Genomic DNA, 22,414 nt, shown 5'->3' with positions numbered 1-22,414 from the left:
TTTGTCTTAAGGCACGGGAGAGTAGGTCGCTGCCAGGTCTGCAAAACGCAACGTCAATCGATACCTCAAACACACAAAACCGCCAACAAGCGGATACGATGAAAGGTCGCACAAAGCGGCCTATTCGTGTTACGGCAATTCTGCCATATAAAGCCTGACCCCGACGCCTGCGTTGCGGCAGGAACAGCCATCAGACACAGCGTGGCCGGCGCGGGCAGACAATTATTTCAACTTTCGCGCGAATCCGAACCCTGTTCAGGCAACACTTCCCTTATACCACGGCTCGCCGATACGTCCAAAGCTGAGCCGGCGGGATGTTGCGGACGACGAAATCGTAATGCGAGACCACATAGCGGTCGGGCATCTTGACGACCGGCGAAAGCGGCCCATAGGTGATCTGAATGACGGGTCGTCCGGGTGGCACCCGGGCAAGCAGGTCCTCCAGCAGGGCAACGCGCCGTTCCATTGGAAAACTTAACATCGGAACCGCACTGACGACGCAGTCGAATTGCTCGGCGCTACGGTCGTCAAGAACTTCATCCAGTTGGAATGCATTGCCCAACCGGAAGTCCACGCCGGCAAAGCGTCGCGTGAGGGCGTCGTAGAAATCACTGGAATACTCGACCGAAACCAACTGGCTCGGTTCAATGCCTCTCTCGAGGATTGCTTTGGTGATGACGCCCATGCCCGCACCGAGTTCCAGAACCGGCATTCCTGATCGTGGATTGATCACGCTTGCCATACGACGCGCGGCATGGATCGAAGTCGGGATGAGGGCGCCAACGCCTTTCTTGTCTTTTTGCCAGCCTTTGAAGAATTGCAGTTCTTCTTCAAACCTCTTGCCGAGTCGCTCCTTCAGTCGGAAAACCATTTCCACTCCCTGCTTCCGTTGTATTAGCAAAGTGCGTTTTGTCTAACTGTTGCGACATCTACAAGCCCATTAACGACCGATAAGTTCCCGTCGAGTCAGCCATTTCGGGGACAGGCGGCGAGGAAGCCGGTGAGTTCATGATCTGGCGCTGACCTAAAATCGATCATCGATAAAATTTGAATCATTCCCATAATCGGTTTTTGCTTCCTTTCATGTAAGATTTTCATCAGTTTAATCGATGCGGTCATCTTATATGTCTAGCAATAATTCGTCGGCGTCCGCTTTTCTTTCTTCGCTTGGTGTCAATACACACGGCGGCGACTATCTCGACGCTTACGACAATTCCAGCCTCATTATCGAATCGTTAAAATATATCGGTGTCTCCAAGGTAAGAGATGCATATTCAACTTACGGCCAGGCTTCACCGGTCCTTAATGCTTTGGCAGCAGCAGGAATCACATTCGATTTTCGTGTGAGGTCTGGGATTGCCGTGGGCGGCAAGGCGGCGCTTACGCAGTATATAACAGACCTCAAGGCCTTCGTGGCTGAGCATCCGGGCTCGATCGTGTCCATCGAGGGACTCAACGAGGTCAATGTCGATGCAAGCCTCACCTATAAAGGCCTGACCGGAACTGCCGCCGGGGCGGCGTTTCAGAAGGATCTCTATCAGGCGATCAAGGCCGATCCGGTGTTGGGACACATTGGCGTCATCAATCTGTCGATCGCCAACAACAGCGCATCGGCCTACGCGACGGTCGGGAATCTCGGCGCTTACTCAGACTATGCCAATGCCCATGCCTATACGACAACGACGGGTTCGACAGATTCGCAAATCGAGACGACGCTCGGCCTGGCGCAGAAGGCATCGTCAGGCGATCCTCTGGTCATCACGGAAACCGGCATTACCACGGACAAAACAGCGAGCTATGTCGGCGCCAGCGAGACCGCACAGGCAAAGATTGTCCTCAACGACCTTTTCGAGGCGTATGAAGACGGCTCGGTGTCGACCTATCTCTACGAGCTGATCGACACACCCTCCGCGGCCGCCGCGCGCGGCGAGAAGGAAGCACATTTCGGCCTCTTCAATGCCGACGGCTCTCCCAAACTCGCCGCAATCGCGCTTCACAATCTGACCACGATCCTGTCCTCCGGGGACAGCGGTGCGACCACAACGAACACCTTCAACTATACGCTGACCGGCGCTCCGTCGCAGACGCATTCAATGGTGCTGGCAAAGTCGGGCGGAGTCGAAGACCTGGTTGTCTGGGCCGACAAGGAGGTCTGGAACGACACCACGGACACCGACATAACCAATCCGGCCGTCAACGTCACCGTGACGCTCGACCATGTCGAACCTCTTGTCTACGTCTACGATCCACTGTCCGGTCTGACGCCGATCGCCGTCTACAAAAATGTCAGCTCCTTCAAGATCCCGGTAAGCGACCATCCGCTCGTCGTGGAATTCGGCGCCAGGCTCCCGGTGCAGCCACAAACCGAGACGGTTTCGTCGAACCTGACGATGACATCGGAGCATTTCGTTGCGCAGATGGCCGACCTGAAGGCCGCATCCGGGCTGCAGTCGGTCACGCTTTCCGACACCCATACACTGGCCGTTTCCTCGGTGGAGACGATGAACTACCTGATCGCGCACTACGGTACGCTTCTCGGCAAGATTTCCGGTGGCAATAATTTTTCCGTCACCTACGGTCAGGCCACATGGACGAAGGTGCAGAATTTCGATGCTGCGGGCAATCTGACCCTTCACACTGATTATGGCCTGACAAACGGCGTGATCATGAGCAAGGTCGTTTTTCATACCGACGGCTCGACCGATTATTACAACTACAACATCACCGGCCAGACCTATACGTCGAGGCACCAGGCAAATGATGCCAACGGCAATATCACGCTGATCGAGCGTTTCCACGCCGACGGCACCTACGACTGTCGCGAGACACACGGCTCCGATGGCAGCAGAGATATTGCGAACTATAACAGCGTCGGCAAGATGGTGACCGATGTCAAGATCGCCAGCGACGGCACCAATACCGCCATCTATTACGACACCACAACCGGTTTCGCGACGCGCCAGGCGGTCAAGGAAACCGATGGCGACGCGCTGACCACGGTCTATACCAATGGCATCAAGTCGAGCTATGTCCAGGCCAGCCATCTCGGCTGGACCGAGACCAGCACCTACGACACCTCGACCGGCAAGATGCTGACCGACTACACCGCTTACAGCAATGGCAGCGCGGTGATGAAGAAGTATAGTGCCGGCGTCCTTGTCGGCCAGAATTCGCGCAACGCCGATGGGTCGACCGACGCCTACGCCTATAACATTACCGGCCAGACCTATACATCGATCCACCAGGCCAATGATGCCAAGGGCAATGTCCGGCTGGTCGAACGCTTTCACGCCAATGGCACCTATGATTACCGTGATGTGCGCGGCACCGATGGCAGCCGGGATACAGCCCTCTACAGTTCCGCGGGCAAGATGACGAACGACGTCAAGGTTGCGGTTGACGGCACCAATACCACGATCGCCTACGATCCTTCGACCGGCAATGCTCTGTGGCAGAAGATCATCCAGACCAGCGGCGATGTGCTGACCACGGTTTATGCCAGCGGCATCAAGTCGAGCTATGWCCAGGCGAACCATCTCGGCTGGACCGAGACAACGACCTACGACACCGCGACCGGCAAGGCCTTGACCGACTATACCGCCTATGCCGATGGCAGCGCGGTGATGAAGAAGTATGCCGGCAGCGCTCTTATCGGTCAGAACGTTGTCAACGCCGACCATTCGACCGACAACTATGTCTACAACGTCACCGGCCAGACCTATACCTCGATCCACCAGGCCAACGACGCCAGCGGCAATGTCAGGCTGATCGAGCGGTTCCACACCGACGGCACTTACGACTACCGTGAAACGCGCGCCACGGATGGCAGCAAGGTCATCGACAACTATACGAGCAGCGGATCGATCCTCAATCACACGGCGATCGCCGCCAACGGCGCGCGCACTGTCGATTACTATCTTCAGGACGGCACCGGGACCATGCGTGAGGACAGGCTCAGCAGCAGCAGCGTCGTGCTGACGAGCGACACGCGCCTGGCCGCCGGCACCCACACCATCACTGACTATGCGGATGCGCAAACCCTGAGCGGCGGCACGCTGAACGATACGTTCTATTTCCGCAACATGACGAATGCGACTCTCGACTATCAGGGCGGCAACGACACGGTCTACAATCTCGACCTGACGACATCGACACACGGCCACATTGACATCCACCCTGCATTTGCGACGCAGTTCTCCGGCCTGCATATGGCGCAGGTCGGGTCGGACGTGGTCATCACCTTCGACAGCCACGACAGCATCACGCTCAAGGCCACGCAGCTCGCCAGCGTCACGGCGGACGACTTCATCTTCGGGTGATCGGCGCCGATGACATGGCAATCTTGGCCAATATTGCCTTCGTTGCATTTGAAAATGGAACCTGTACTTCTACATTCAAATGATGATATGTCAAAGCTGATTAGAACTGCGGTGCGACCAGCCCGTTAGAAACGCGACACTGGCTCGTCGGATCAGCCCCCGGTCCGGCCGGCTGGGCCAGGTTGAAAGGGAAGAGCAGGGGCGGGGCTTCTGTTCAAGACTCCCGTGTCAGTCAGCCGTCTCCATGATCTGCGGTTCGTCGAGCATCGTGCGATATCGGCTGAGACTCTCCTCAAGATGCGCGGCAAGGGCGTTCTTCGCAGCTTTCGGATCGCCTTGAGTGATGGCGGCGAAGATGGCGGCGTGCTCCTTGTTGATCTTCTTGAGATAGCTCTGATAGGTGCGCGCCGACTGGCGGTGCTTCATGACGAGGTCGAAACTGATCTCACTGAAAACGGCCTGCAGGAACTGTGGGAAATGCGGATTGCGCGTCGCCCTCGCGATCGCGAGATGAAACTCGAAATCGGCCCTGGCCTCAACTTCGGCGTCGTCGCTTTCGAGATTGTCCACGTAATCGAAGGCCCGGGCGATGTCCGCGAGGGCGTCCGGCGTCCGTCTGGTGGCCGCGAGCGCCACCGACTGCATTTCCACGCCCAGGCGGAGCTCCAGGATTTCCATGGCCGAACGGATGTCTTCGATCCGGCTGATTTCGAAATTCAGCGTCTTGGAATCCCGCTCGGTGACGTAGACGCCGTCGCCTTGCCGCGACGTCACCCGACCCGCGACTCTCAGCGACGTAAGGGCTTCGCGGATCACGGTGCGGCTCACACCGAACTCCTCGCATAACTGGGCGCTCGATGGTATCTTCTCTCCCGGCGGGTAGGTGCCGGCATCGATGCGGCTGGTGAGCTGGGCGACGACGATTTCGGCCAGATTGCCGCGCTGAGTGATTACCGCCACCGAGTTCTCCTATGCCTGACCAACATGTCATTCATCACATATCACATATCATGCTGCATTGTCACCGGTTGCAGACCCGCAGTCGACTAGGAGGTCATTGAGAAACTCGATCGGGTGGCGAAGGCGGCGGCCCTCGATCTTCTGCACTTGGGACTGGCACGAAAATCCCGTGGCCAGTGGCTCTATGTCATTGTCACGACTCGTCTGCGCCCTCCAACTCATATCGTAAATTCGCTCGGACAGCTCACGGTTTCTGACCTCGTGTCCGAATGTTCCCGCCATTCCACAGCATCCCAGCGCGGGGATCGTCAGATTCACGCCAAAGTCCTTGAACACCTCGGTCCATTCCTGTGCCGAAGACACTGCGTTCGTTCGCTCCGTGCAGTGCAGAAGGAGCCGCGCCTGACGGGTCGCTGGCGGTGGCGTGCCGGGCGACCCGACCCCAAGCGACTTCAGCCATTCCTGCGGGAGAAGCACCGTCGGTACCATCGTCGCGACCTCCTTGTATTCCGAACGGAAGGCGAGCGTCATCGAAGGATCGAGGCCGACGAGTGTGGTTCCGGTCGCGGCCAGGGCGGCTAGCTCTGCAGCAGTCGATCTGGCCGTGCTCTCGAACCTCCCGAGATAGCCATGCACATGCAGGGCCTTCCCGTTGGAGACCGACGCCCGGACGAAAGGATGGAGGCCTCGTTTTTGGGCGAGGGAGGCGGCGGCGAGGACGAGGTCCGGATTGTAGTAGGCGGTGAACGCGTCGACGACAAAGACCACGGAATCTTTTGCCTGGTGCGCGGGCAGGCGTTTCAGTGTACTAGGTGTGGCGGGTTGGACTCCCCGGGTCCTCAGTTCGCGCCAGAGATTGACGCCCGGCATCTCGGGAAGCGCCGTCAGACCAAGCAATCGTGTCGCGGTCTGTCCGAGCCGCGACCGCACAGCCACATTGTAGATCGGACGAACTCGGGCGATCCAGGGCAGGGCCTGCTCGATCATCGCGACGATGGGGTCCTTGAGAGGCCTCAGATAACGCGAATGGTAGAGTTCCAGGAATTTGGAGCGGAAATCCGGCACGTTGACCTTGACCGGACATTCGCCCGCGCAGGCCTTGCAGGCGAGGCAGTTGTCGACCGCCTGCCGGACCTCGTGCGAGAAATCCCGTCGGTTGGACGGGTCGAGCGAGCGCCACACCCGGCTCGGCAAGGCAAGCAGGCCGTTGCCCGATCTGATCCGCCGCCGCGCATCCAGAGGATTGATGCCTGCCGTGCCGAGAAGCCGGAGCCATTCCTTGAACAGCATGGCCCGGCCCTTCGGGGAAAAGCGGCGGTCACGGGTCCCCTTGTAAGACGGGCACATCGGGCTATCGGCGTCGAAGTCGAAACAAGCGCCGTTGCCGTTGCAGAACGAGGCGTTGCCATAGGATGCCCGCGCGTCCGCGGGAATCGACCGATCCAGCTGCCCGCGAAGCGCGGGATCGTCGATACGTGTCAGCGGCTTATCCCCGGCGCTCGCGATCTTGCCCGGGTTCAGTTGATCATGGGGATCGAACGCGCGCTTGATGTCGCGGAGGCTTTCATACAACGCGCCGAAATATTCCGGGACATATTCTGATCGGACGCCCTTACCATGTTCACCCCAGAGCACTCCGCCATACTTCCGGGTCAGGGCGACGACGCCATCGCTCACGCGCCGGACCAAGGCCTCGTGTTCCGGCCTGGTCAGGTCAAGGGCGGGCCTCACGTGAAGCACGCCCGCATCCACATGGCCGAACATTCCGTAGGTCAGTCCCTCGGCGTCCAGGAGGGCACGGAATTCCCTGATGTAGGGGGCGAGGTTTTGCGGTGGGACGGCGGTGTCCTCCACGAACGCCACCGGCCGCACAGGCCCGTCGACATTGCCGAGCAACCCGACCGCACGCTTGCGCATCGTCCAGATGGCCTCGACATCCCCGCTATTGTCGGCGATTGTATGACCGCGCCTTCCGGAGCCACTCGCCACTTCGAGCGACGCTGTGATCACCGCCAGCTTCGACGCCAGTTCATCAGGGTCATCGGCGAGGACTTCGACGATGTTGATGCCGTTCGTGTGGCCATCGTCGGGGAAGAAGCGATCGATAGAGGCCCAGACGATGTCGTTCTTGGCGAGGTACAGGACCTTTTCGTCTATCGTCTCCACCGACGCCACTCCGAGCGCGGCGAGAACCCGGGCGTCCTCCAGGGCGGCGTTGAAGTCGTCATATCGGATGTTGATCACCGCCGCTTCCGCCGGGATCGGAAGCAGATTGAGTTCGGCTTCGGCAATGAAGGCGAGCGTCCCCTCGCACCCGCAGATGATCGAGGTCAGATCGAATTGTCCGTCATCACGAATGATATGGGCGAGGTCGTAGCCCGTCATGTAGCGGTTCAGCTTAGGGAAGGTTCTTTCGATCAGGTCCTTCTTGTCGCGCTGGATGTTCCGAACGACGCGGTGGATGTCGCCGATCCTGTCAGTCCTGGCTGCGACGCGTGACAGTTCCTCGCCGTCCATGGGTCGCGCCCACCAGTCAGTGCCGTCAGCAAGCGCGATGCGCAGGCTGAGCACGTGGTTGCTCGTCTTGCCGTAGACGCACGACCCCTGGCCACAGGCGTCGGTGCTGACCATGCCGCCGATCGTCGCCCGATTTGAGGTCGACAGCTCCGGCGCGAAGAACAGCCCGTGCTTCCGAATTTCTTTGTTCAATTGATCCTTGACGACGCCCGCCTCAACCCTTGCGGTCCTCTTTTCCGGATCGATCGACAGGATGCGTGTCATATGCCGGGAGCAGTCGACGACGAAACCGCGGGTGAGGGATTGGCCGTTCGTCCCAGTGCCGCCGCCGCGCGCGGTGGCTACGACATGTTCGAAGCCCGGTTCGCCCAGGATTGCCGCGAGAAGGCGAAGGTCGTCGCCGTCTTTGGGGAAGATCACGCCGGCGGGCTCTATCTCGTAGATAGAGTTGTCTGTGGAGGCGACGAGCCCACTTCCGTGTTCGGTTTCGATGTCTCCGCGGAAGCCGCGCTCGACCAGACGCTCGAGGAAGCCAGGCTGGGGCGATTCGACAGCCCTGTCGAGCTTCAGGCGCGGGATCATGCTTCTCTCCAAAAAACGCTTGTCGCTTCGAAAATATAGCATATAAGTGATAACATACAAATAAGACGAAGCAACTGAAATGCGCGAGGTGGAATCATGCAGCAGCAGACCGTGATTATCGTCGGGGGAGCGTCGGGACTCGGCCTCACCACCGCCAAACTGATGGTGGAGCGTGGCGCGGCGAAGATTGGCCTCGTCGACCGGAACGCCGAGCTCCTGTCAAGCGCGTCGGAAACCTTGCTGTCCATGGGCGCGGAGGTGGCGACAGCCGTCGCCGACATAGCACGGGCGGAGACAGCGCATCGCGGGTTCGCCGAAATCGCGGACAAGCTGGGCCGGATCAACACGCTGGTGAACAGCGCCGCCATCTATCCGCGTCGTCCGATCCTTGAGATCACCGATGAGGAGTGGGACATCGAGAACGCCATAAACGTCAAAGGCACATACCACATGATGGTGGCCGCGGTCCGGCACATGCGTGGCTTCGTCAACCGCCCAGAGGTCACCGGCCGTATCGTCAACGTTACGTCTGTGGACGCCTTCAAGGCGCATCCGCAGAACGCCCATTACGCCGCCACCAAGGCCGCCGTCGTCAGCTTGACCAAGTCGTTCGCCCAGGAATGCGCGGCTGACGGCATTCTCGTCAATTCCGTCGCCCCGGCAGGCTTCGCCACCGACAGGGCCAAAGAACTGGGCTTCCTGCCCGAGCTGGCGAAGGCGAGCGCTTTGGGCCGCGCCGCCGAACCAGTAGAGATGGCCGAGTGGATCGTCATGATGGCGAGCAGCCGCAACACCTACGCCACTGGCGAGAACGTGGTCGTCAGCGGAGGCTACATCTATGTCTGAGCGGTCGGTCTACAAGACCGCGATAGTCACGGGTGCGACCAGCGGCATAGGCCGCGCGACCGTCCTGAAGCTGCGGGAAATGGGTCTCGAAGTCTACGCGGTCGGCAGGAACGCCGCTGCCCTCGAAGACTTGGCTTCTTCGTCGGGCGCGAAGTCCGTGCAGGCGGATGTCCGCGACACCGCGGCTTTCGCTGCACGGTTCGCGGATGTCGAAGTCGACATCCTGGTCAACAATGCCGGAATTCTGTCGACACGGGCGCTCTTCCACGAGATCGATCCCAACGAGATCGACGCGATGATCGACGTCAACCTCAAAGCCCCGATGCACCTCACACGCGCCGTGCTTCCGGGGATGGTCGCGCGCAAGCGGGGACATCTGATCTTCATCGGATCGAGCGGCGGCCAGGCGCCATATCCGTCGATGAGCGCCTACGGGGCTTCGAAGGCGGGTCTCAGCCTGTTCTGCGACAACTTGCGATGCGATCTGCTCGGTACCTCGGTGCGGGTGACGGAGGTGGTGCCGGGACGTGTGCAGACAGACCTCTATCGAACGGCGATCGCCGACAACCAGGCGCAGGCCGTGCTTTACGACGGCTACAGGCCGATCCAACCCGAGCACATCGCGGCCGTCATCGGAAGCGCAATCGAATTGCCGGCCTTCGTCGACGTCGCCCGCGTCGAGGTCTTCCCGACCGACCAGGCCACAGGCGGCGGCACCATGGTCAAGTTCCAGCAATAGGCAGCGAGGCTGCGGTTATGCAAACGTCGTCCATCTATTCGGGTCCCGTATTCGAAATGGCCGGACGCCGGTGGCGATAGGCCTTGAATCGATTGCCGATCGCGAAACCTTCAACACGTTCCTGAACCGAAGGGTGGCCGCGCGCCATCTGTTTCATCCACCTCAATGCAGGCCGAGATAGGCCTTGCGGACGTCTTCGTTGTCACGGAGTTCGGCGCTGTCGCCGGAGAGGTGTATCCTGCCGTTGACCATGACGTAGGCCCGATGTGACAATTTGAGAGCGTGGTTGGCGTTCTGCTCGACGAGGAAGATCGTCTTGCCCAGGTCTGCGATCTCCTTGAGGACTTCGAACACCCGTTTCACGACGAGAGGCGCGAGACCAAGGGAGGGTTCATCGAACAGGATCAGTTCCGGCCTCGCCATCATCGCGCGCGCGATCGCGAGCATTTGCTGCTCGCCGCCCGACATGGTTCCGGCGGTCTGGTTCCGACGCTCCTTCAACCGTGGAAATAGCTCGAACATTGCCGTGCGATCCTCGTCGAAATAGGACATCCCTATGGGCGTCGTGCCCATCATCATGTTCTCCTCGACCGACATGTCCTGGTAGATTTGACGTCCTTCCGGCACCAGCGCGATGCCGCGTCGGGATATCCTGTTCGTCTGCAGTCTGGATATGTCCTCGCCGCGATGCAGGATTCGTCCCGCCGAGGTCCTGGGCGCGCCGAAAATAGTCGATAGCAGCGTGGTTTTGCCCGCCCCGTTCGCGCCGATGAGGCTGACGATCTCACCCTTGCGAATGATGACGTCGACGGATTTCAGCGCTTCGACGGGGCCGTAGTGGGCGTGGACGCCCGAAAACTCAAGAAGCGGGGTGTCACTGTTCAATTCCATGCTCATGCCGCAACCTCTTCCTCACTGACGCCAAGATACGCTGCGATAACCGCAGGGTCATTGCCCACCGCCTCCGGAGTGCCGCTGGCGATGACCTCACCGTGGTCGAGAACGACGATGTGGTTCGAAATCCGCATGACAAGCCCCATATCGTGCTCGATCACCAGCACTGTGAGGTCGTGATCGGCGCAGAGCCGCTTGATGACGTCGGAGAGCTCGCGGGTCTCGGATGGATTGAGGCCCGCAGCCGGTTCATCGAGACAGATCAACTTGGGTGAGGTGCACATTGCCCGCGCTATCTCGAGACGGCGCTGGCGGCCATACGGCAACTCCCCAGCCAATCGGTTGGCGTCCTCAGAGAGACCCATCTGCCGAAGCCAGTAATAGGCGCGGTCGACCGCCTCGCGCTCCGACTTCCTGAACGCGGGCGTCTGGAACACGCCGCTGATGAGATTATTCCGGGTGGCAAGATGCTGCGCCACCAACAGGTTCTCGACGACAGACATCTCCTTGAACAGGCGTATGTTCTGGAATGTCCGGGCGATCCCGGCGCGTGTCACGAGATGCGAGCCTCCCGTCATCGGCTTGGACACCAATCCACCGATCTCGCGCGGGCCTTCATCTGCGTTGAGTACGATGCGCCCCTCGCTGACGCGGTAGAATCCGGTAATGCAGTTGAATATCGTCGTCCTCCCGGCCCCGTTCGGGCCGATGAGAGCCGTGACTTCCGCCTTTTTCACCGTGAAGCTGACATCGCGGTTGGCGACAATCCCGCCAAAACGCATGGTGACGTTTTGAACTTCCAGCAGAGCATCGTTCATCGTCCGGCCTCCGGTTGTGCCTGGAGTGCTGCGACTTCCGTCGTGGTGGCGTCGGACGGGTAGAAGGCGGGGCGCGTTACGCGGACCAGACCCCGCGGCTTCCAGATCATCATCAGCACCATCAGGATGCCGAAGACGAGGACCCGATATTCTGCGAAGTCTCGCAAGACCTCGGGAAGGATGGTCAGGACAAGCGCCGCGAGAATCACACCCAATGTCGATCCAAGGCCGCCCAACACGACGATGGCGAGGATCAGGGCGGATTCGAAGAACGTGAAGGACGTCGGATTGACGAAGCCCTGCTGGGCGGCGAAGAACACGCCGGCCAGCCCGCCTGTGGAGGCACCCAGCATGAAGGCCGAAAGTTTCGTGAAGACGTGGTTCACCCCCAGAGAGCGGCAGGCGATTTCATCCTCCCGCAGCGCTTCCCACATCCTGCCGATCGGCATCACGCGCAGGCGCTCCACAGTGTAGATCACGCCGCAGACGACGAGGAAAAGGACGATGTAGAGAAACCAGAATTTGTAGTCGGCATTGTATTCCACGCCGAAATACTTGTGGAGCGGTATTCCGCCTTGCTTGGCAGTGCGTGTGAACTCCAGCCCGAAGATGGTGGGCGCGGGAACCGGAGCGCCGTTGGGGCCACCTGTCACGTCAAGCCAGTTGTTGAGAATAAGACGGATGATTTCCCCGAAGCCCAAAGTCACGATGGCAAGATAATCGCCGTGCATCTTGAGGACCGGGAATGCCAGCACCATACCGAAAAATCCGGCAAGGATCGGCGCAATCACCAGTGCGCTCCAGAAGCCGAGGCCGAGATACTGGGAACCGAGCGCCAACAGATAGGCTCCGACCGCGTAGAATGCCACGTAGCCGAGATCGAGCAGACCCGCCAGGCCGACCACGATGTTCAGCCCGAGGCCGAGGAGACAATAGATCAGGGCGAGGATTGCGACGCCGAGGAAATACTTGTCCAACATGAACGGCAGAACCAGCCCCGCCAGGAACAGCAAGATCAAAAGAGGGGTGCGCGAACCCCGCGTTGCGGTGTTGACGGTCACGCCGCCGCCGCTCCGGAAAACCCGATGAACGAACACACGGCCCATCGCGGTCATGCCGACCGCTGAAAGTGCTATCCGGCCTGCAGTCACGGCCGCGGCAAGAAGGACGGCGCGCCCGAGTTCGTTATGGAAGCTGAATCCGTCCAGGACGAGGCCAGAGACGGGTCCGAACAAGACCAGGGAAACGGCGAAGGTGAGCAGCGCTTCCTTGGCGAGGGTGAAGATTTTGGTCGTTTGCATCGTGTGTTCCCCCTCAGACTTTTTGCACTTCGGGTTTGCCGAGAAGGCCGTAAGGGCGGAAGAACAGAAGGGTGATAAGCAGGGCGAAGGCGAAGACGTCCTTATAGTCCGTGCTCACATAGCCGGCGAAAAGCGCTTCGGTGAGGCCGAGAAGGACGCCGCCGAGAACCGCGCCGGGCAGGGAGCCGATGCCTCCCAGAACCGCAGCTGTGAAGGCCTTTATGCCCATCACGAAGCCGATGAAGAAGTTGAACGAGCCGTAATTGAAGGTCACGAGGGTGCCGCCGACGGCCGCGGTGGACGCGCCGATGACGAAAACCGTCGAGATGATCCTGTCGGTGTTGACACCGAGCACGGCGGAAATCCTGAGGTTCTGCTGTGTCGCGCGGCATTCGCGGCCGATGCGGGTGTAGTTGATGACATATGTCAGAAGTGCCATTGCCGCGAACGCGGCGATGAGGATGACCGTCTGCATATAAGTGATCTGCGCGAAGTGCTGCGCGTCGCCGAACCGGAACGCTCCCTGGATGAGGGTGGGGACGCCCTGGTCGCGTGCGCCCTGGGCGATCTGCACATAGCTTTGGAGCATCAGGGAGATGCCGATGGCGGAGATGAGGGGGGCTAGCTTTGTCGACCCGCGAAGCGGCCGGTATGCGACCCGTTCGATCGCCCAGCCGTAGAACCCCGTGATGACGCAGGTGATGACGAGAACCGAGATCAGGGCGAACGGCACCGACTGTACGCCAAAGAAACCGAGCACGGCGAGTGTGATCGCGGCGACGTAGGCCGAAACCATGTAGACGTCGCCATGGGCGAAATTGATCATCCGGATGACACCGTAGACCATCGTGTATCCGACGGCGATCAAGCCGTAGATCGTGCCGAGCGTGATGCCATTGAATAGCTGTTGGACGAGTATGTACATGTCCATGGCGAACCCCTTTTTTTGTTTTTTTGGGCAGTGAAGCAACGGCCGGACATATTTGTCCGGCCGTTGCGTTGGTGCCTTAGTTCGTCAGGACAGGGGTGCCCTTGTCGTCGAACTTGTAGAAGACGAACTTGAAGTCTTTGATGTCGCCCTTGGCATCCCAGGTGATCTTGCCGATTGCGGAGTCGACCGTGTTGCTGCGGAGCCAATTGGTCTGTGCCTTGAGATCGTCTCCGGCCTTCAGCGCGGCGATGACCGCCTGGGCGTTGGCGTAGCCGTAGAGGACATAGTTCGCCGGCGTGATGTTGTCCTTCTTCAGCACGTCCTGGACGTCCTTGGTCGTCGGATCAAGAAGCGGATCGGGCGTCGCCGAGTAGTAGACGTTCTTGAGGTTTGCGGGACCGCCCGCCGCGGCGACGATTTCAGCCTGCGCGAACGCGTCGCCCGTGACGAACGCCACGTCGAGACCCTGTTCCTTGAGCTGACGCACAAGCGGACCGCCCTCGGGGATGAGGCCGCCGAAGTAAACGACATTTGCCCCGGAGCTCTTGATCTTGGTGACGATGGCGTTGAAGTCGCGTTCGCCGCGGGTCAGGCCCTCGTAGAGTACGGGGTTGACGCCCCGCGCCTCGATGGTCTTTTTCAGAGCGTCTACGAGGCCCTGTCCATAGGTGTCCTTGTCGTGGATCAGCGCGATCTTGTCACGCTTCAGCGTGTCGAGGATGAACGCGCCGGCGACGACGGCCTGCTGGTCGTCTCGGCCGCAGCCGCGGAAAAGGTTGTCGAAACCACGGTCGGTCACCGTCGGATTGGTGGATGACGGCGTCATCTCGAGTATGCCCGCGTCATTGTAGACTTCAGATGCTGGGATTGTGTTTGAAGAGCAGAAGTGCCCGATGACCGCCTGGACTTTGTCCTGGTCGACGAAATGATTGGCAACCGCCACGGCCTGCTTGGGTTCGCAGGCGTCGTCGCCCTTGACCAGCTCGATCTGCTTGCCGTTGATGCCGCCGGCGGCGTTGACCTGTTTCACGTAGGCGGAGACGCCACTGAAAATCTGTTCGCCGAACGTGGCGTTCGCGCCCGTGAACGGCCCCGCGACGCCGATCTTGATCGTGTCGGCGGCGAAAGCCGGGGCGAGAAGAACCGACGACGCGACCACGCTGGCCGCGAGAAGCTTGAGAATCTGTTTCACTGAGAATTTCCCTCTGGTTTGAAGTCAATCTGGATTGGCTGCCGCGGTTCGATCCGCGTTCATGTTGTTGCGTCCGCCGGACGTGGTGCTCGATCGACGCCCCTCCTTTGCTCGCCCGAAGTTTCGAAAAATCCCTGCCCGTTTTCAGTTGACACATGTATGATAAGTGACATATACCAAGCTCGTCAAGCGGAATTATTGTTTCAGGCTTCCCGGGCCGATTGGCGAGGGAACTCGCAGGCTTGCGCCCGCGCGCTGGAAATCCGCTTCAAGGAATGTGAAGCTGCCGACGGACCAAGAGTGGGGAATCAAATGGCAAACAGGGCATCACGGAATTGCCGCGCCGGGGTCGACATCGGAGGGACCTTTACGGATGTCGCCCTCGAGTTGGACGGCGTGCTCCATTCGACCAAGGTGCTGACGGACTACGCGGCTCCGGAGCGGGCGATTCTTAGGGGTGTGCAGGCGGTCGCCGACCTCGCCGGGATCGGGCTTGGCGAAATCCAGCAATTGATCCACGGCACGACGCTCGCGACGAACGCCCTCATCGAGCGGCGAGGGGCCAAGACCGCGTTGGTCACCACCGAAGGCTTCCGAGACGTCCTCGAAATGCGGACCGAAAACCGCTTTGAACAGTACGACCTCAACATCTCGCTGCCCCCGGCGCTCATCGAACGCGCGGATCGCTTTGTCGTCCGCGAGCGCGTCGACGCGTCGGGCAAAGTGTTGCTCCCGCTCGACGAGGCATCCGTCGGCGCGGTTGTCGACGCGATCCGGAAGGGCGGTTACGAGAGCGTCGCAATCGGGTTCATCCATGCCTACGCCAATGGCCGCCACGAGGCGTCGGTCCGCGACGCGTTGCTGGCCCGCATGCCCGGCCTCTCGGTGTCGATCTCCTCGGAAGTCTCGCCGCAGATGCGCGAGTTCGAACGCTTCAACACCGTCTGCGCCAATGCCTATGTCAAGCCGGCCATCAAGTCGTATCTCGACCGCCTGGTGGTTTCGCTCAAGGACATCGGCGTCGTCTGCCCGGTCTTCATGATCCATTCCGGCGGCGGCATCGTCTCGGTGGAGAGCGCTTCCGAATTCCCGGTGCGCCTTGTCGAGTCCGGTCCGGCGGGTGGCGCGATCTTCGCGGCCGACGTGGCGCGTCATCACGGACTCGACTCGGTGGTTTCATTCGACATGGGCGGCACCACGGCGAAAATCTGCCTCATCGAGAACCATGTCCCGAAGACGGCGAAGACCTTCGAAGTCGCCCGCACCTACCGTTTCCGCAAGGGAAGCGGCATGCCGATCTCAATTCCCGTTGTCGAAATGGTGGAGATCGGTGCTGGCGGTGGTTCGATTGCCGGCGTCGACTCAATGAGACAGATCAGGGTTGGGCCACACAGCGCGGCCTCGGAACCAGGCCCGGCCTGTTATCAGCGCGGCGGCACCAAGCCGACGGTCACCGACGCTGATCTCATCCTCGGCAAGCTCGATCCCGATAATTTCGCCGGCGGCGCGATCAAGCTCTCGGTCGAGGCCAGCCGTAAGGCGATGGTCGATGAGATCGGGTCGGAGATCGGTCTTGACGATATCGGCGCAGCCTATGGCACCTGCGAACTCGTCGACGAGAACATGGCCAATGCCGGACGCGTTCACACCGTTGAGAACGGCAAGAACATTGCCGACTTCACCATGATCACCTTCGGTGGGGCGGGTCCGCTGCACGCCGCGCGCCTCTGCGAGAAGATGGGCATCTCCACCTTTCTCGTGCCGCCGGGCGCCGGCGTCGGTTCCGCCATCGGCTTTCTCAAGGCACCGTTCGGCTACGAGGCTGTCCGCAGTTCGGTATTCAATCTTTCGCGTTTCGATTGGGCTGCCGCCAACCGCCTGCTGGAAGACATGACGACGGAGGCGCTCGGCTTCGTCGAAGGCGGCCTCGATGACAAGGAACCCGTTCTCGAGCGCACGCTGTTCATGCGCTATGCCGGACAGGGTTGGGACATTCCGGTCGCGCTGTCGTTCGCCAAATTCGACGGCGGCGGCGCGGCATCGTTGACCGAGACTTTCGAGCAGGCCTATGGCCGCTTCTTCGGCCGGGCGATCGAGGGCCTCGAAATCGAGATCGTCAGCTGGTCGGTGAAGGCAAGCTCGCCGCTCCCTCCGGTCGAACGTGTCGGCTCGGTCGATGCGGGAAGCCATGTTATGCCGAGCTCCCGCAGGCAATTGTTCGATGCGGCTTCGGGCGCGTTCCTGGATGCGGGTATCCACAGGCGCGACGATCTGGCGGTGGGGGATGTCGTCCGCGGCCCGGCGGTCATCGTCGAGCGCGAGACGTCCACCGTCATCACCGCGGCATTCAAGGCGATCGTCCAGCGCGACGACTGCCTTCTCGTAACCCGTCTCTGAGGATTGATCCCGTGAACCAGTCAATGATCGACATCCATATGCAGGTTATGTGGAACCGGCTCGTTTCCGTGGTCGAGGAGCAGGCCCAGACGCTGATCCGCACGGCGTTCTCGACGAGCGTCCGCGAGGCGGGAGACCTCTCCGCAGGCATCTTCGACCTTGAGGGCAGAATGCTGGCACAGGCGGTGACGGGCACGCCGGGCCATGTGAATGCAATGGCGGAATCCGTCGCCCACTTCATCAACGACATCGGCCGCGACAACATCTTCGAAGGCGATGTCTACATCACGAACGACCCCTGGAAGGGGACGGGGCACCTCCACGACATCACGATCGTCACCCCATCATTCCATCACGGCAAGCATGTCGGATATTTCGCCTCGACCGCACATGTCGTCGACGTCGGCGGCCGCGGTTTTGGCCCGGATGCCCGCGAAGTCTATGAAGAGGGCCTCTTCATTCCGATCATGAAGTTCTTCGAACGGGGCGAGGTCAACAAGACCCTCATTCAGTTCGTGAGGAATAACGTCCGTGAGAACGACAAGGTCGTGGGCGACCTCTATGCGCTCGCGGCGTGTAACGAGACAGGGCACCGGCGTCTGGTCGACATGCTGACCGAGTTCAATCTCGCCGATCTCGACATGATCGGCGGCTTCATCCTCAAGCACAGCCGCGAGGCCACGCTCGAACGCCTGCGCAACTTGCCGCACGGCAGCTGGACCTACTCGCTGGACCTCGACGGCTACGATGAGCCTGTCCACCTTGCCGCCAAGCTGACCATCGGCCCGGAGGGCGTTCTCGTCGATTTCGACGGCACTTCGGGGATGAGCAAGTTCGGCATCAACGTGCCGCTCGTCTACGCCAAGGCGTACGCCTGTTACGGCATCAAATGCGTCGTCGCCCCGGAAATCCCCAACAACGCGGCGTCGCTGGCACCTTTCGAGGTGGCTGCGCCGGAAGGCTGCATCCTGAACGCCAAACGCCCGGCGCCTGTTGCAGTCCGCCATGTGCTCGGCCATTTCGTGCCGGACCTCGTGCTCGGTGCGCTTCACCAGGCATTGCCCGGCAAAGTGCCCGCGGAAGGCGCGAGCGCGCTGTGGAACTTGCATATGAGCGTCCGTCCGGTGGCCGACCAGATCGGCGGCAAGGGCGCGGAAATCCTGATGTTCAACTCGGGCGGCAGCGGCGCGCGTCCGGCTCTGGACGGTTTGAACGCCACCGCGTTTCCGAGTGGCGTCCACACCATGCCGATCGAAGCCGCCGAAAACGTCGGCCCGGTCATCGTCTGGCGCAAGGAGCTGCGCGAGGGCTCCGGTGGCGCGGGCGAACTGCGCGGCGGCCTCGGGCAGACGATCGAGATTTCGGCGGCCGAGGGATACACTTTCCGTTTCTCCGCCATGTTCGATCGCCTTGAGCATCCGGCACGGGGCAGGGATGGCGGGCAAGACGGCGCGGCCGGCTCGGTTTCGCTCGACGACGGAACGAAACTTCGCGGCAAAGGCCTGCAGTTCGTGCCCGAAGGGCGCAAGCTGGTTCTGCAATTGCCTGGCGGGGGTGGCTTCGGCGATCCCCAACGTCGTCCGGCGGCACGGGTCGAGAACGACCGTCGCCATGGATACATCACCGATGAACAATACGCCGCATATGGCAAGGCAGGAGCCAGGGGAGACTCCCAATGAACATGATGGTTTTTGAAAGCTCGAGAGCGGCGACGATCAAGTCTTCGCCGTCCATGGCCGTCTCCATGGCTGCCAAGGCGATGCGCGCCAAGGGCGAGCATGTCGTCGACCTGTCCCTGGGCGAACCGGATTTCGACACGCCTGACCACATCGTGGATGCGGCCGTCGATGCGATGCGGCGCGGGATTACCCGCTACACCGCTCCGGATGGGATGCCCGAACTGCGCGAGGCAATCGTTCGCAAGTTCAAGCGCGAGAACGGGCTTGACTATGCCATGGACGAGATTTCCATCGGCAACGGCGCGAAGCAGATTCTGTTCAACGCGTTTCTCGGCACGCTCGAATCCGGTGACGAGGTGGTCGTGCCGGCACCCTACTGGGTATCGTACACCGACATCGTCATCCTCCACGGCGGCATTCCCAAGATCGTGCCGTGCGGCGTCGAACAAGACTTCAAGATCACACCGGAGCAGCTTGAGGCGGCGATTACGCCGAAGACGCGGTGGTTCCTGTTCAACTCGCYGTCCAACCCGACGGGCGCGATCTACACAGCAACGGAACTGAAGGCATTGGGCGAGGTGCTGTCCCGCCATCCCCGCGTCGCGGTCATGTCCGACGAAATCTATGAACATATCGTCTGCGGCGACGTCCCCTTCACATCGGTGGGCGTGGCCTGCCCAGAGCTTCGGGACCGCACGCTCATCATCAACGGCGTCTCCAAGGCCTATGCCATGACCGGATGGCGGCTTGGTTACGCAGCTGGTCCGAAGGCACTGACCAAGGTCCTGAACAAGCTCCAGTCCCAGAGCACGACGTGCGCCTCGTCAATCACGCAATACGCCGCGGCGGCCGCGCTGGACGGTCCGCAGGACTTCGTGACCAACGCGGTCGCCGAGTACAAAGCTCGAGGCGAACTCGTCGCCAAAGGTTTCGGGGCGATCCCGGGTCTCGAGGTGAGGGCACCGGAAGGGGCGTTCTACCTTTTCCCGAAATGCGCCCCCTATATCGGCCGCACCGCGCCCGATGGCACTCCAATCAGGAACGACACCGATCTGGCGTCCTATCTGCTCAAGACGGGTAAGGTGGCGACCGTTCCGGGCGCGGCTTTCGGCGTGGAGCCTTACATCCGGCTCTCCTTCGCCACCTCTCGGGAAAATCTGCAGATCGCGATCGACCGCATCGCCGACGCATTGAGCCAGCTTCGCTGAGGGATATCGACATGAGTGACTACAATCGAGTTCTTCTGACCGGTGCTGCAGGCGCGTTGGGCACGCAGTTGCGCAAGTCCGGAACCCGCCTCGGCAAGATCGTCCGCCTGTCGGCGCGAAACGCTTGCCAAGACCTCGCTCCACATGAGGAGGACATGTCCGCCGACCTCACCGATTTCGACGCCGTCTCCGCGGCGGTCAAAGGGTGCGACGCCATTGTGCACATGGGCGGCCAAGGCCTGGAAGCCGCGTGGAAGACCATTCTCGACGCCAATATCGCTGGCAGCTACAACATCTACGAAGCCGCGCGCCAGCATGGCGTCAAGCGCATCGTCTATGCCAGCTCCGTTCACGCGATCGGTTTCTACGAGCGTACGGAAACCATCGATGGAAACGCGCCGACGCGCCCTGATAGCCTCTATGGCGTGTCAAAGACCTTCGTGGAGAACCTTGCGCGCTACTACTTCGACAAATTCGGCATCGAAACCGTGTCGCTTCGCATCGGCTCGTCTTTCCCCGAGCCGACCGACCGCAGGCATCTCATCACCTGGCTTTCGTATCGCGATTGCCGCCAGCTCGTTGAGAAGAGCCTGTCGGCGGAGCGCGTCGGCTTCATGGTGGCCTATGGCATGTCGAACAACAGCCAGGCGTTCTGGGACAATCGCACTGCGGCCTCCCTCGGCTACAAGCCTGAAGACAGTGCCGACGACTTCGCCGAAAAGATCTTCGCCGACACGAAGCAGGGCGATCCCAACGATCCCGCCGTTCGCTACCAGGGGGGCAGCTTCGCCGCGGCCGGCCACTTCGAAGACGAGAAGAAGTGAGGCTCGGCGATGCAGGCTTCGAAATCCTCCTATGATGTCGTGATTGTCGGCGGCGCCGTCGTCGGCAGCTCGACCGCCTATTTCCTTGCGACCAACCCGGACTTCAAGGGTTCGGTTCTGGTGATCGAAAAGGACTGGACGTACCAGCGGTCTGCGACGGCGCTGTCGTCGAGTTCGATCCGGCACCAGTTCTCCAACGCCATCAATGTCAAGGTTTCGCAGTTCGGGACCGAGTTCATTCGTAACTTCAAGGAAAGTGTCGCTGTCGATGACGACACGGCTGAGATCGGGTTCCACGAGGCGGGTTACCTCTTTCTTGCCGCCGACGAACGCGGCGAGCAGGTCTTGCGACGCAACCATGAAACTCAGGTCGCCTGCGGAGCAGACGTGACGCTGCTCGATCCCGATGGGCTCGGCCGTCGCTTCCCCTGGCTCAATCTCGACGGTCTCGTCCTCGGCAGCACGGGCGAGCGCGGGGAGGGCTGGTTCGACAGCGTCGRCCTTCTGCAGGGCTTCCGAAAGAAGGCACGCTCCCTCGGCGTCGAGTATATCGAGGACGAGGTCGTTGCCGTGAGCCGCGAGGGCAACCGTATCGTGTCCGTGACCACGAAGAGTGGCCAGACGATCGGCTGCGGCACAATGGTGAACACGTCCGGCACCAACGGCAAGACGGTCGCCCGAATGGCCGGAGTTGACGTTCCCGTTGAACCGCGGCGGCGATCTCTGTTTGTGGTCGACTGCCGGACGCCGCTTGAAGGGAAGGTGGGTTTGACTATCGATCCGACCGGAGTCTTCTTCCGGCCCGAAGGCAAATTTTACCTGATGGGGACCTATCCCAAGCACGATCCCGAGGTCGACCCGAATGACTTCGACGTCATGCATGCCGAATTCGATGAGGAAATCTGGCCGACGATGGCAGAACGGGTTCCGGCCTTCGAAGCGATCAAGGTCGTCAATTCCTGGGCAGGGCACTATGACTACTGCGTTCTCGATCACAATGTCGTGCTCGGACCGCATACCGAGGTCGGGAATTTCCTGTTCGCGAACGGCTTCAGCGGCCACGGGCTCCAGCAATCCCCGGCCATGGGCCGTGGGCTGAGCGAACTCATCACATACGGGTCCTTCAAGACCCTGGATTTGTCGCCGTTTGGCTATGAGCGGGTGGTCGCCAACCGTCCGTTCCTGGAAGACGCCGTCATCTAACTCA

The 22,414-nt window shown here is 60.8% G+C and carries 16 protein-coding genes; 8 read left to right on the top strand and 8 right to left on the bottom strand.

Going from position 1 to position 22,414, the window contains the following annotated elements; all coding sequences use genetic code 11:
- Positions 1-271 precede the first annotated feature (271 nt).
- The gene (pmtA, locus tag AC1DYF_RS28550) at positions 272-871 is read right to left on the bottom strand and encodes a phospholipid N-methyltransferase PmtA (protein WP_477880749.1); all 600 of its coding nucleotides are present in this window, start codon (positions 869-871) and stop codon (positions 272-274) included.
- 472 nt (positions 872-1,343) lie between these two features.
- Between pmtA and AC1DYF_RS28545 the strand changes: the two genes are divergently transcribed.
- Complete coding sequence (locus tag AC1DYF_RS28545; RefSeq protein ID WP_477880737.1) at positions 1,344-4,319, top strand: hypothetical protein; 2,976 nt, start codon at positions 1,344-1,346, stop codon at positions 4,317-4,319.
- 228 nt (positions 4,320-4,547) lie between these two features.
- Here AC1DYF_RS28545 and AC1DYF_RS28540 read toward each other — a convergent pair whose 3' ends face one another.
- Both AC1DYF_RS28540 and ydiJ read right to left on the bottom strand, forming a co-directional pair.
- Positions 4,548-5,279, bottom strand: a complete 732-nt coding sequence (locus tag AC1DYF_RS28540; protein ID WP_477880735.1) for a FadR/GntR family transcriptional regulator — start codon at positions 5,277-5,279, stop codon at positions 4,548-4,550.
- Positions 5,280-5,327: 48 nt separating this feature from the next.
- On the bottom strand, positions 5,328-8,378 hold the full coding sequence (gene ydiJ / locus AC1DYF_RS28535) for a D-2-hydroxyglutarate dehydrogenase YdiJ (protein WP_477880733.1): 3,051 nt from the start codon (positions 8,376-8,378) through the stop codon (positions 5,328-5,330).
- A 96-nt stretch (positions 8,379-8,474) separates the two neighbouring features.
- Here ydiJ and AC1DYF_RS28530 point away from each other — a divergent pair, with 96 nt between their 5' ends.
- Together AC1DYF_RS28530 and AC1DYF_RS28525 are read left to right on the top strand one after the other, a co-directional pair.
- A complete protein-coding gene (locus tag AC1DYF_RS28530) occupies positions 8,475-9,224 on the top strand; it encodes an SDR family NAD(P)-dependent oxidoreductase (protein ID WP_477880731.1) in 750 nt (249 codons plus the stop codon).
- The gene (locus AC1DYF_RS28525) at positions 9,217-9,963 is read left to right on the top strand and encodes an SDR family oxidoreductase (protein WP_477880729.1); all 747 of its coding nucleotides are present in this window, start codon (positions 9,217-9,219) and stop codon (positions 9,961-9,963) included. The genes AC1DYF_RS28530 and AC1DYF_RS28525 overlap by 8 nt, the downstream gene beginning before the upstream one ends.
- Before the next feature lie 162 nt (positions 9,964-10,125).
- On the opposite strand, the gene AC1DYF_RS28520 is transcribed toward AC1DYF_RS28525, so the two are convergent.
- The 5 genes from AC1DYF_RS28520 to AC1DYF_RS28500 all read right to left on the bottom strand — a co-directional run bounded on the left by AC1DYF_RS28520 (position 10,126) and on the right by AC1DYF_RS28500 (position 15,099).
- Entirely contained in the window at positions 10,126-10,860 is a 735-nt protein-coding gene (locus tag AC1DYF_RS28520) for an ABC transporter ATP-binding protein (RefSeq protein ID WP_477880727.1), read from the bottom strand.
- Entirely contained in the window at positions 10,857-11,675 is an 819-nt protein-coding gene (locus tag AC1DYF_RS28515) for an ABC transporter ATP-binding protein (RefSeq protein WP_477880725.1), read from the bottom strand. Before AC1DYF_RS28515 ends, AC1DYF_RS28520 begins: the two co-directional genes overlap by 4 nt.
- Positions 11,672-12,976 carry a high-affinity branched-chain amino acid ABC transporter permease LivM gene (livM, locus tag AC1DYF_RS28510; protein WP_477880723.1) on the bottom strand — a complete coding sequence of 435 codons (1,305 nt, stop codon included), beginning with the start codon at positions 12,974-12,976 and terminating at the stop codon, positions 11,672-11,674. Before livM ends, AC1DYF_RS28515 begins: the two co-directional genes overlap by 4 nt.
- Positions 12,977-12,989: 13 nt before the next feature.
- A complete protein-coding gene (locus AC1DYF_RS28505) occupies positions 12,990-13,901 on the bottom strand; it encodes an ABC transporter permease subunit (RefSeq protein WP_477880747.1) in 912 nt (303 codons plus the stop codon).
- Positions 13,902-13,983: 82 nt separating this feature from the next.
- Complete coding sequence (locus tag AC1DYF_RS28500) at positions 13,984-15,099, bottom strand: branched-chain amino acid ABC transporter substrate-binding protein (protein ID WP_477880721.1); 1,116 nt, start codon at positions 15,097-15,099, stop codon at positions 13,984-13,986.
- A gap of 312 nt (positions 15,100-15,411) precedes the next feature.
- On the opposite strand from AC1DYF_RS28500, the gene AC1DYF_RS28495 reads away from it, so the two are divergent.
- From AC1DYF_RS28495 to AC1DYF_RS28475, 5 genes are read left to right on the top strand one after another with little or no spacing between them, the layout of a single operon-like run.
- Entirely contained in the window at positions 15,412-17,496 is a 2,085-nt protein-coding gene (locus AC1DYF_RS28495; protein WP_477880719.1) for a hydantoinase/oxoprolinase family protein, read from the top strand.
- A 23-nt stretch (positions 17,497-17,519) separates the two neighbouring features.
- Entirely contained in the window at positions 17,520-19,175 is a 1,656-nt protein-coding gene (locus AC1DYF_RS28490) for a hydantoinase B/oxoprolinase family protein (protein ID WP_477880745.1), read from the top strand.
- Positions 19,172-20,383 carry a pyridoxal phosphate-dependent aminotransferase gene (locus AC1DYF_RS28485; RefSeq protein WP_477880717.1) on the top strand — a complete coding sequence of 404 codons (1,212 nt, stop codon included), beginning with the start codon at positions 19,172-19,174 and terminating at the stop codon, positions 20,381-20,383. Before AC1DYF_RS28490 ends, AC1DYF_RS28485 begins: the two co-directional genes overlap by 4 nt.
- 11 nt (positions 20,384-20,394) lie before the next feature.
- A complete protein-coding gene (locus tag AC1DYF_RS28480) occupies positions 20,395-21,207 on the top strand; it encodes an NAD-dependent epimerase/dehydratase family protein (protein WP_477880715.1) in 813 nt (270 codons plus the stop codon).
- Between the two features lie 9 nt (positions 21,208-21,216).
- Positions 21,217-22,410, top strand: coding sequence for an NAD(P)/FAD-dependent oxidoreductase (locus tag AC1DYF_RS28475; RefSeq protein WP_477880713.1), 1,194 nt, complete (start codon positions 21,217-21,219; stop codon positions 22,408-22,410).
- Positions 22,411-22,414: the final 4 nt, after the last annotated feature.

The organism is Rhizobium sp. P2_G9, from assembly GCF_056403475.1.
The sequence above is the reverse complement of the archived record's forward strand: the minus strand, read 5'-3'. Positions and strand labels throughout refer to the sequence as shown.

Bases quoted from the DNA above. Each gene is read 5' to 3' on its own strand.
- AC1DYF_RS28525 (WP_477880729.1), top strand. From the start codon at position 9,217: ATGTCTGAGCGGTCGGTCTACAAGACCGCGATAGTCACGGGTGCGACC.
- AC1DYF_RS28515 (WP_477880725.1), bottom strand. From the start codon at position 11,675: ATGAACGATGCTCTGCTGGAAGTTCAAAACGTCACCATGCGTTTTGGC.
- livM (WP_477880723.1), bottom strand. From the start codon at position 12,976: ATGCAAACGACCAAAATCTTCACCCTCGCCAAGGAAGCGCTGCTCACC.
- AC1DYF_RS28490 (WP_477880745.1), top strand. From the start codon at position 17,520: ATGATCGACATCCATATGCAGGTTATGTGGAACCGGCTCGTTTCCGTG.
- AC1DYF_RS28495 (WP_477880719.1), top strand. From the start codon at position 15,412: ATGGCAAACAGGGCATCACGGAATTGCCGCGCCGGGGTCGACATCGGA.
- AC1DYF_RS28505 (WP_477880747.1), bottom strand. From the start codon at position 13,901: ATGTACATACTCGTCCAACAGCTATTCAATGGCATCACGCTCGGCACG.
- AC1DYF_RS28530 (WP_477880731.1), top strand. From the start codon at position 8,475: ATGCAGCAGCAGACCGTGATTATCGTCGGGGGAGCGTCGGGACTCGGC.
- ydiJ (WP_477880733.1), bottom strand. From the start codon at position 8,378: ATGATCCCGCGCCTGAAGCTCGACAGGGCTGTCGAATCGCCCCAGCCT.
- AC1DYF_RS28520 (WP_477880727.1), bottom strand. From the start codon at position 10,860: ATGAGCATGGAATTGAACAGTGACACCCCGCTTCTTGAGTTTTCGGGC.
- pmtA (WP_477880749.1), bottom strand. From the start codon at position 871: ATGGTTTTCCGACTGAAGGAGCGACTCGGCAAGAGGTTTGAAGAAGAA.
- AC1DYF_RS28480 (WP_477880715.1), top strand. From the start codon at position 20,395: ATGAGTGACTACAATCGAGTTCTTCTGACCGGTGCTGCAGGCGCGTTG.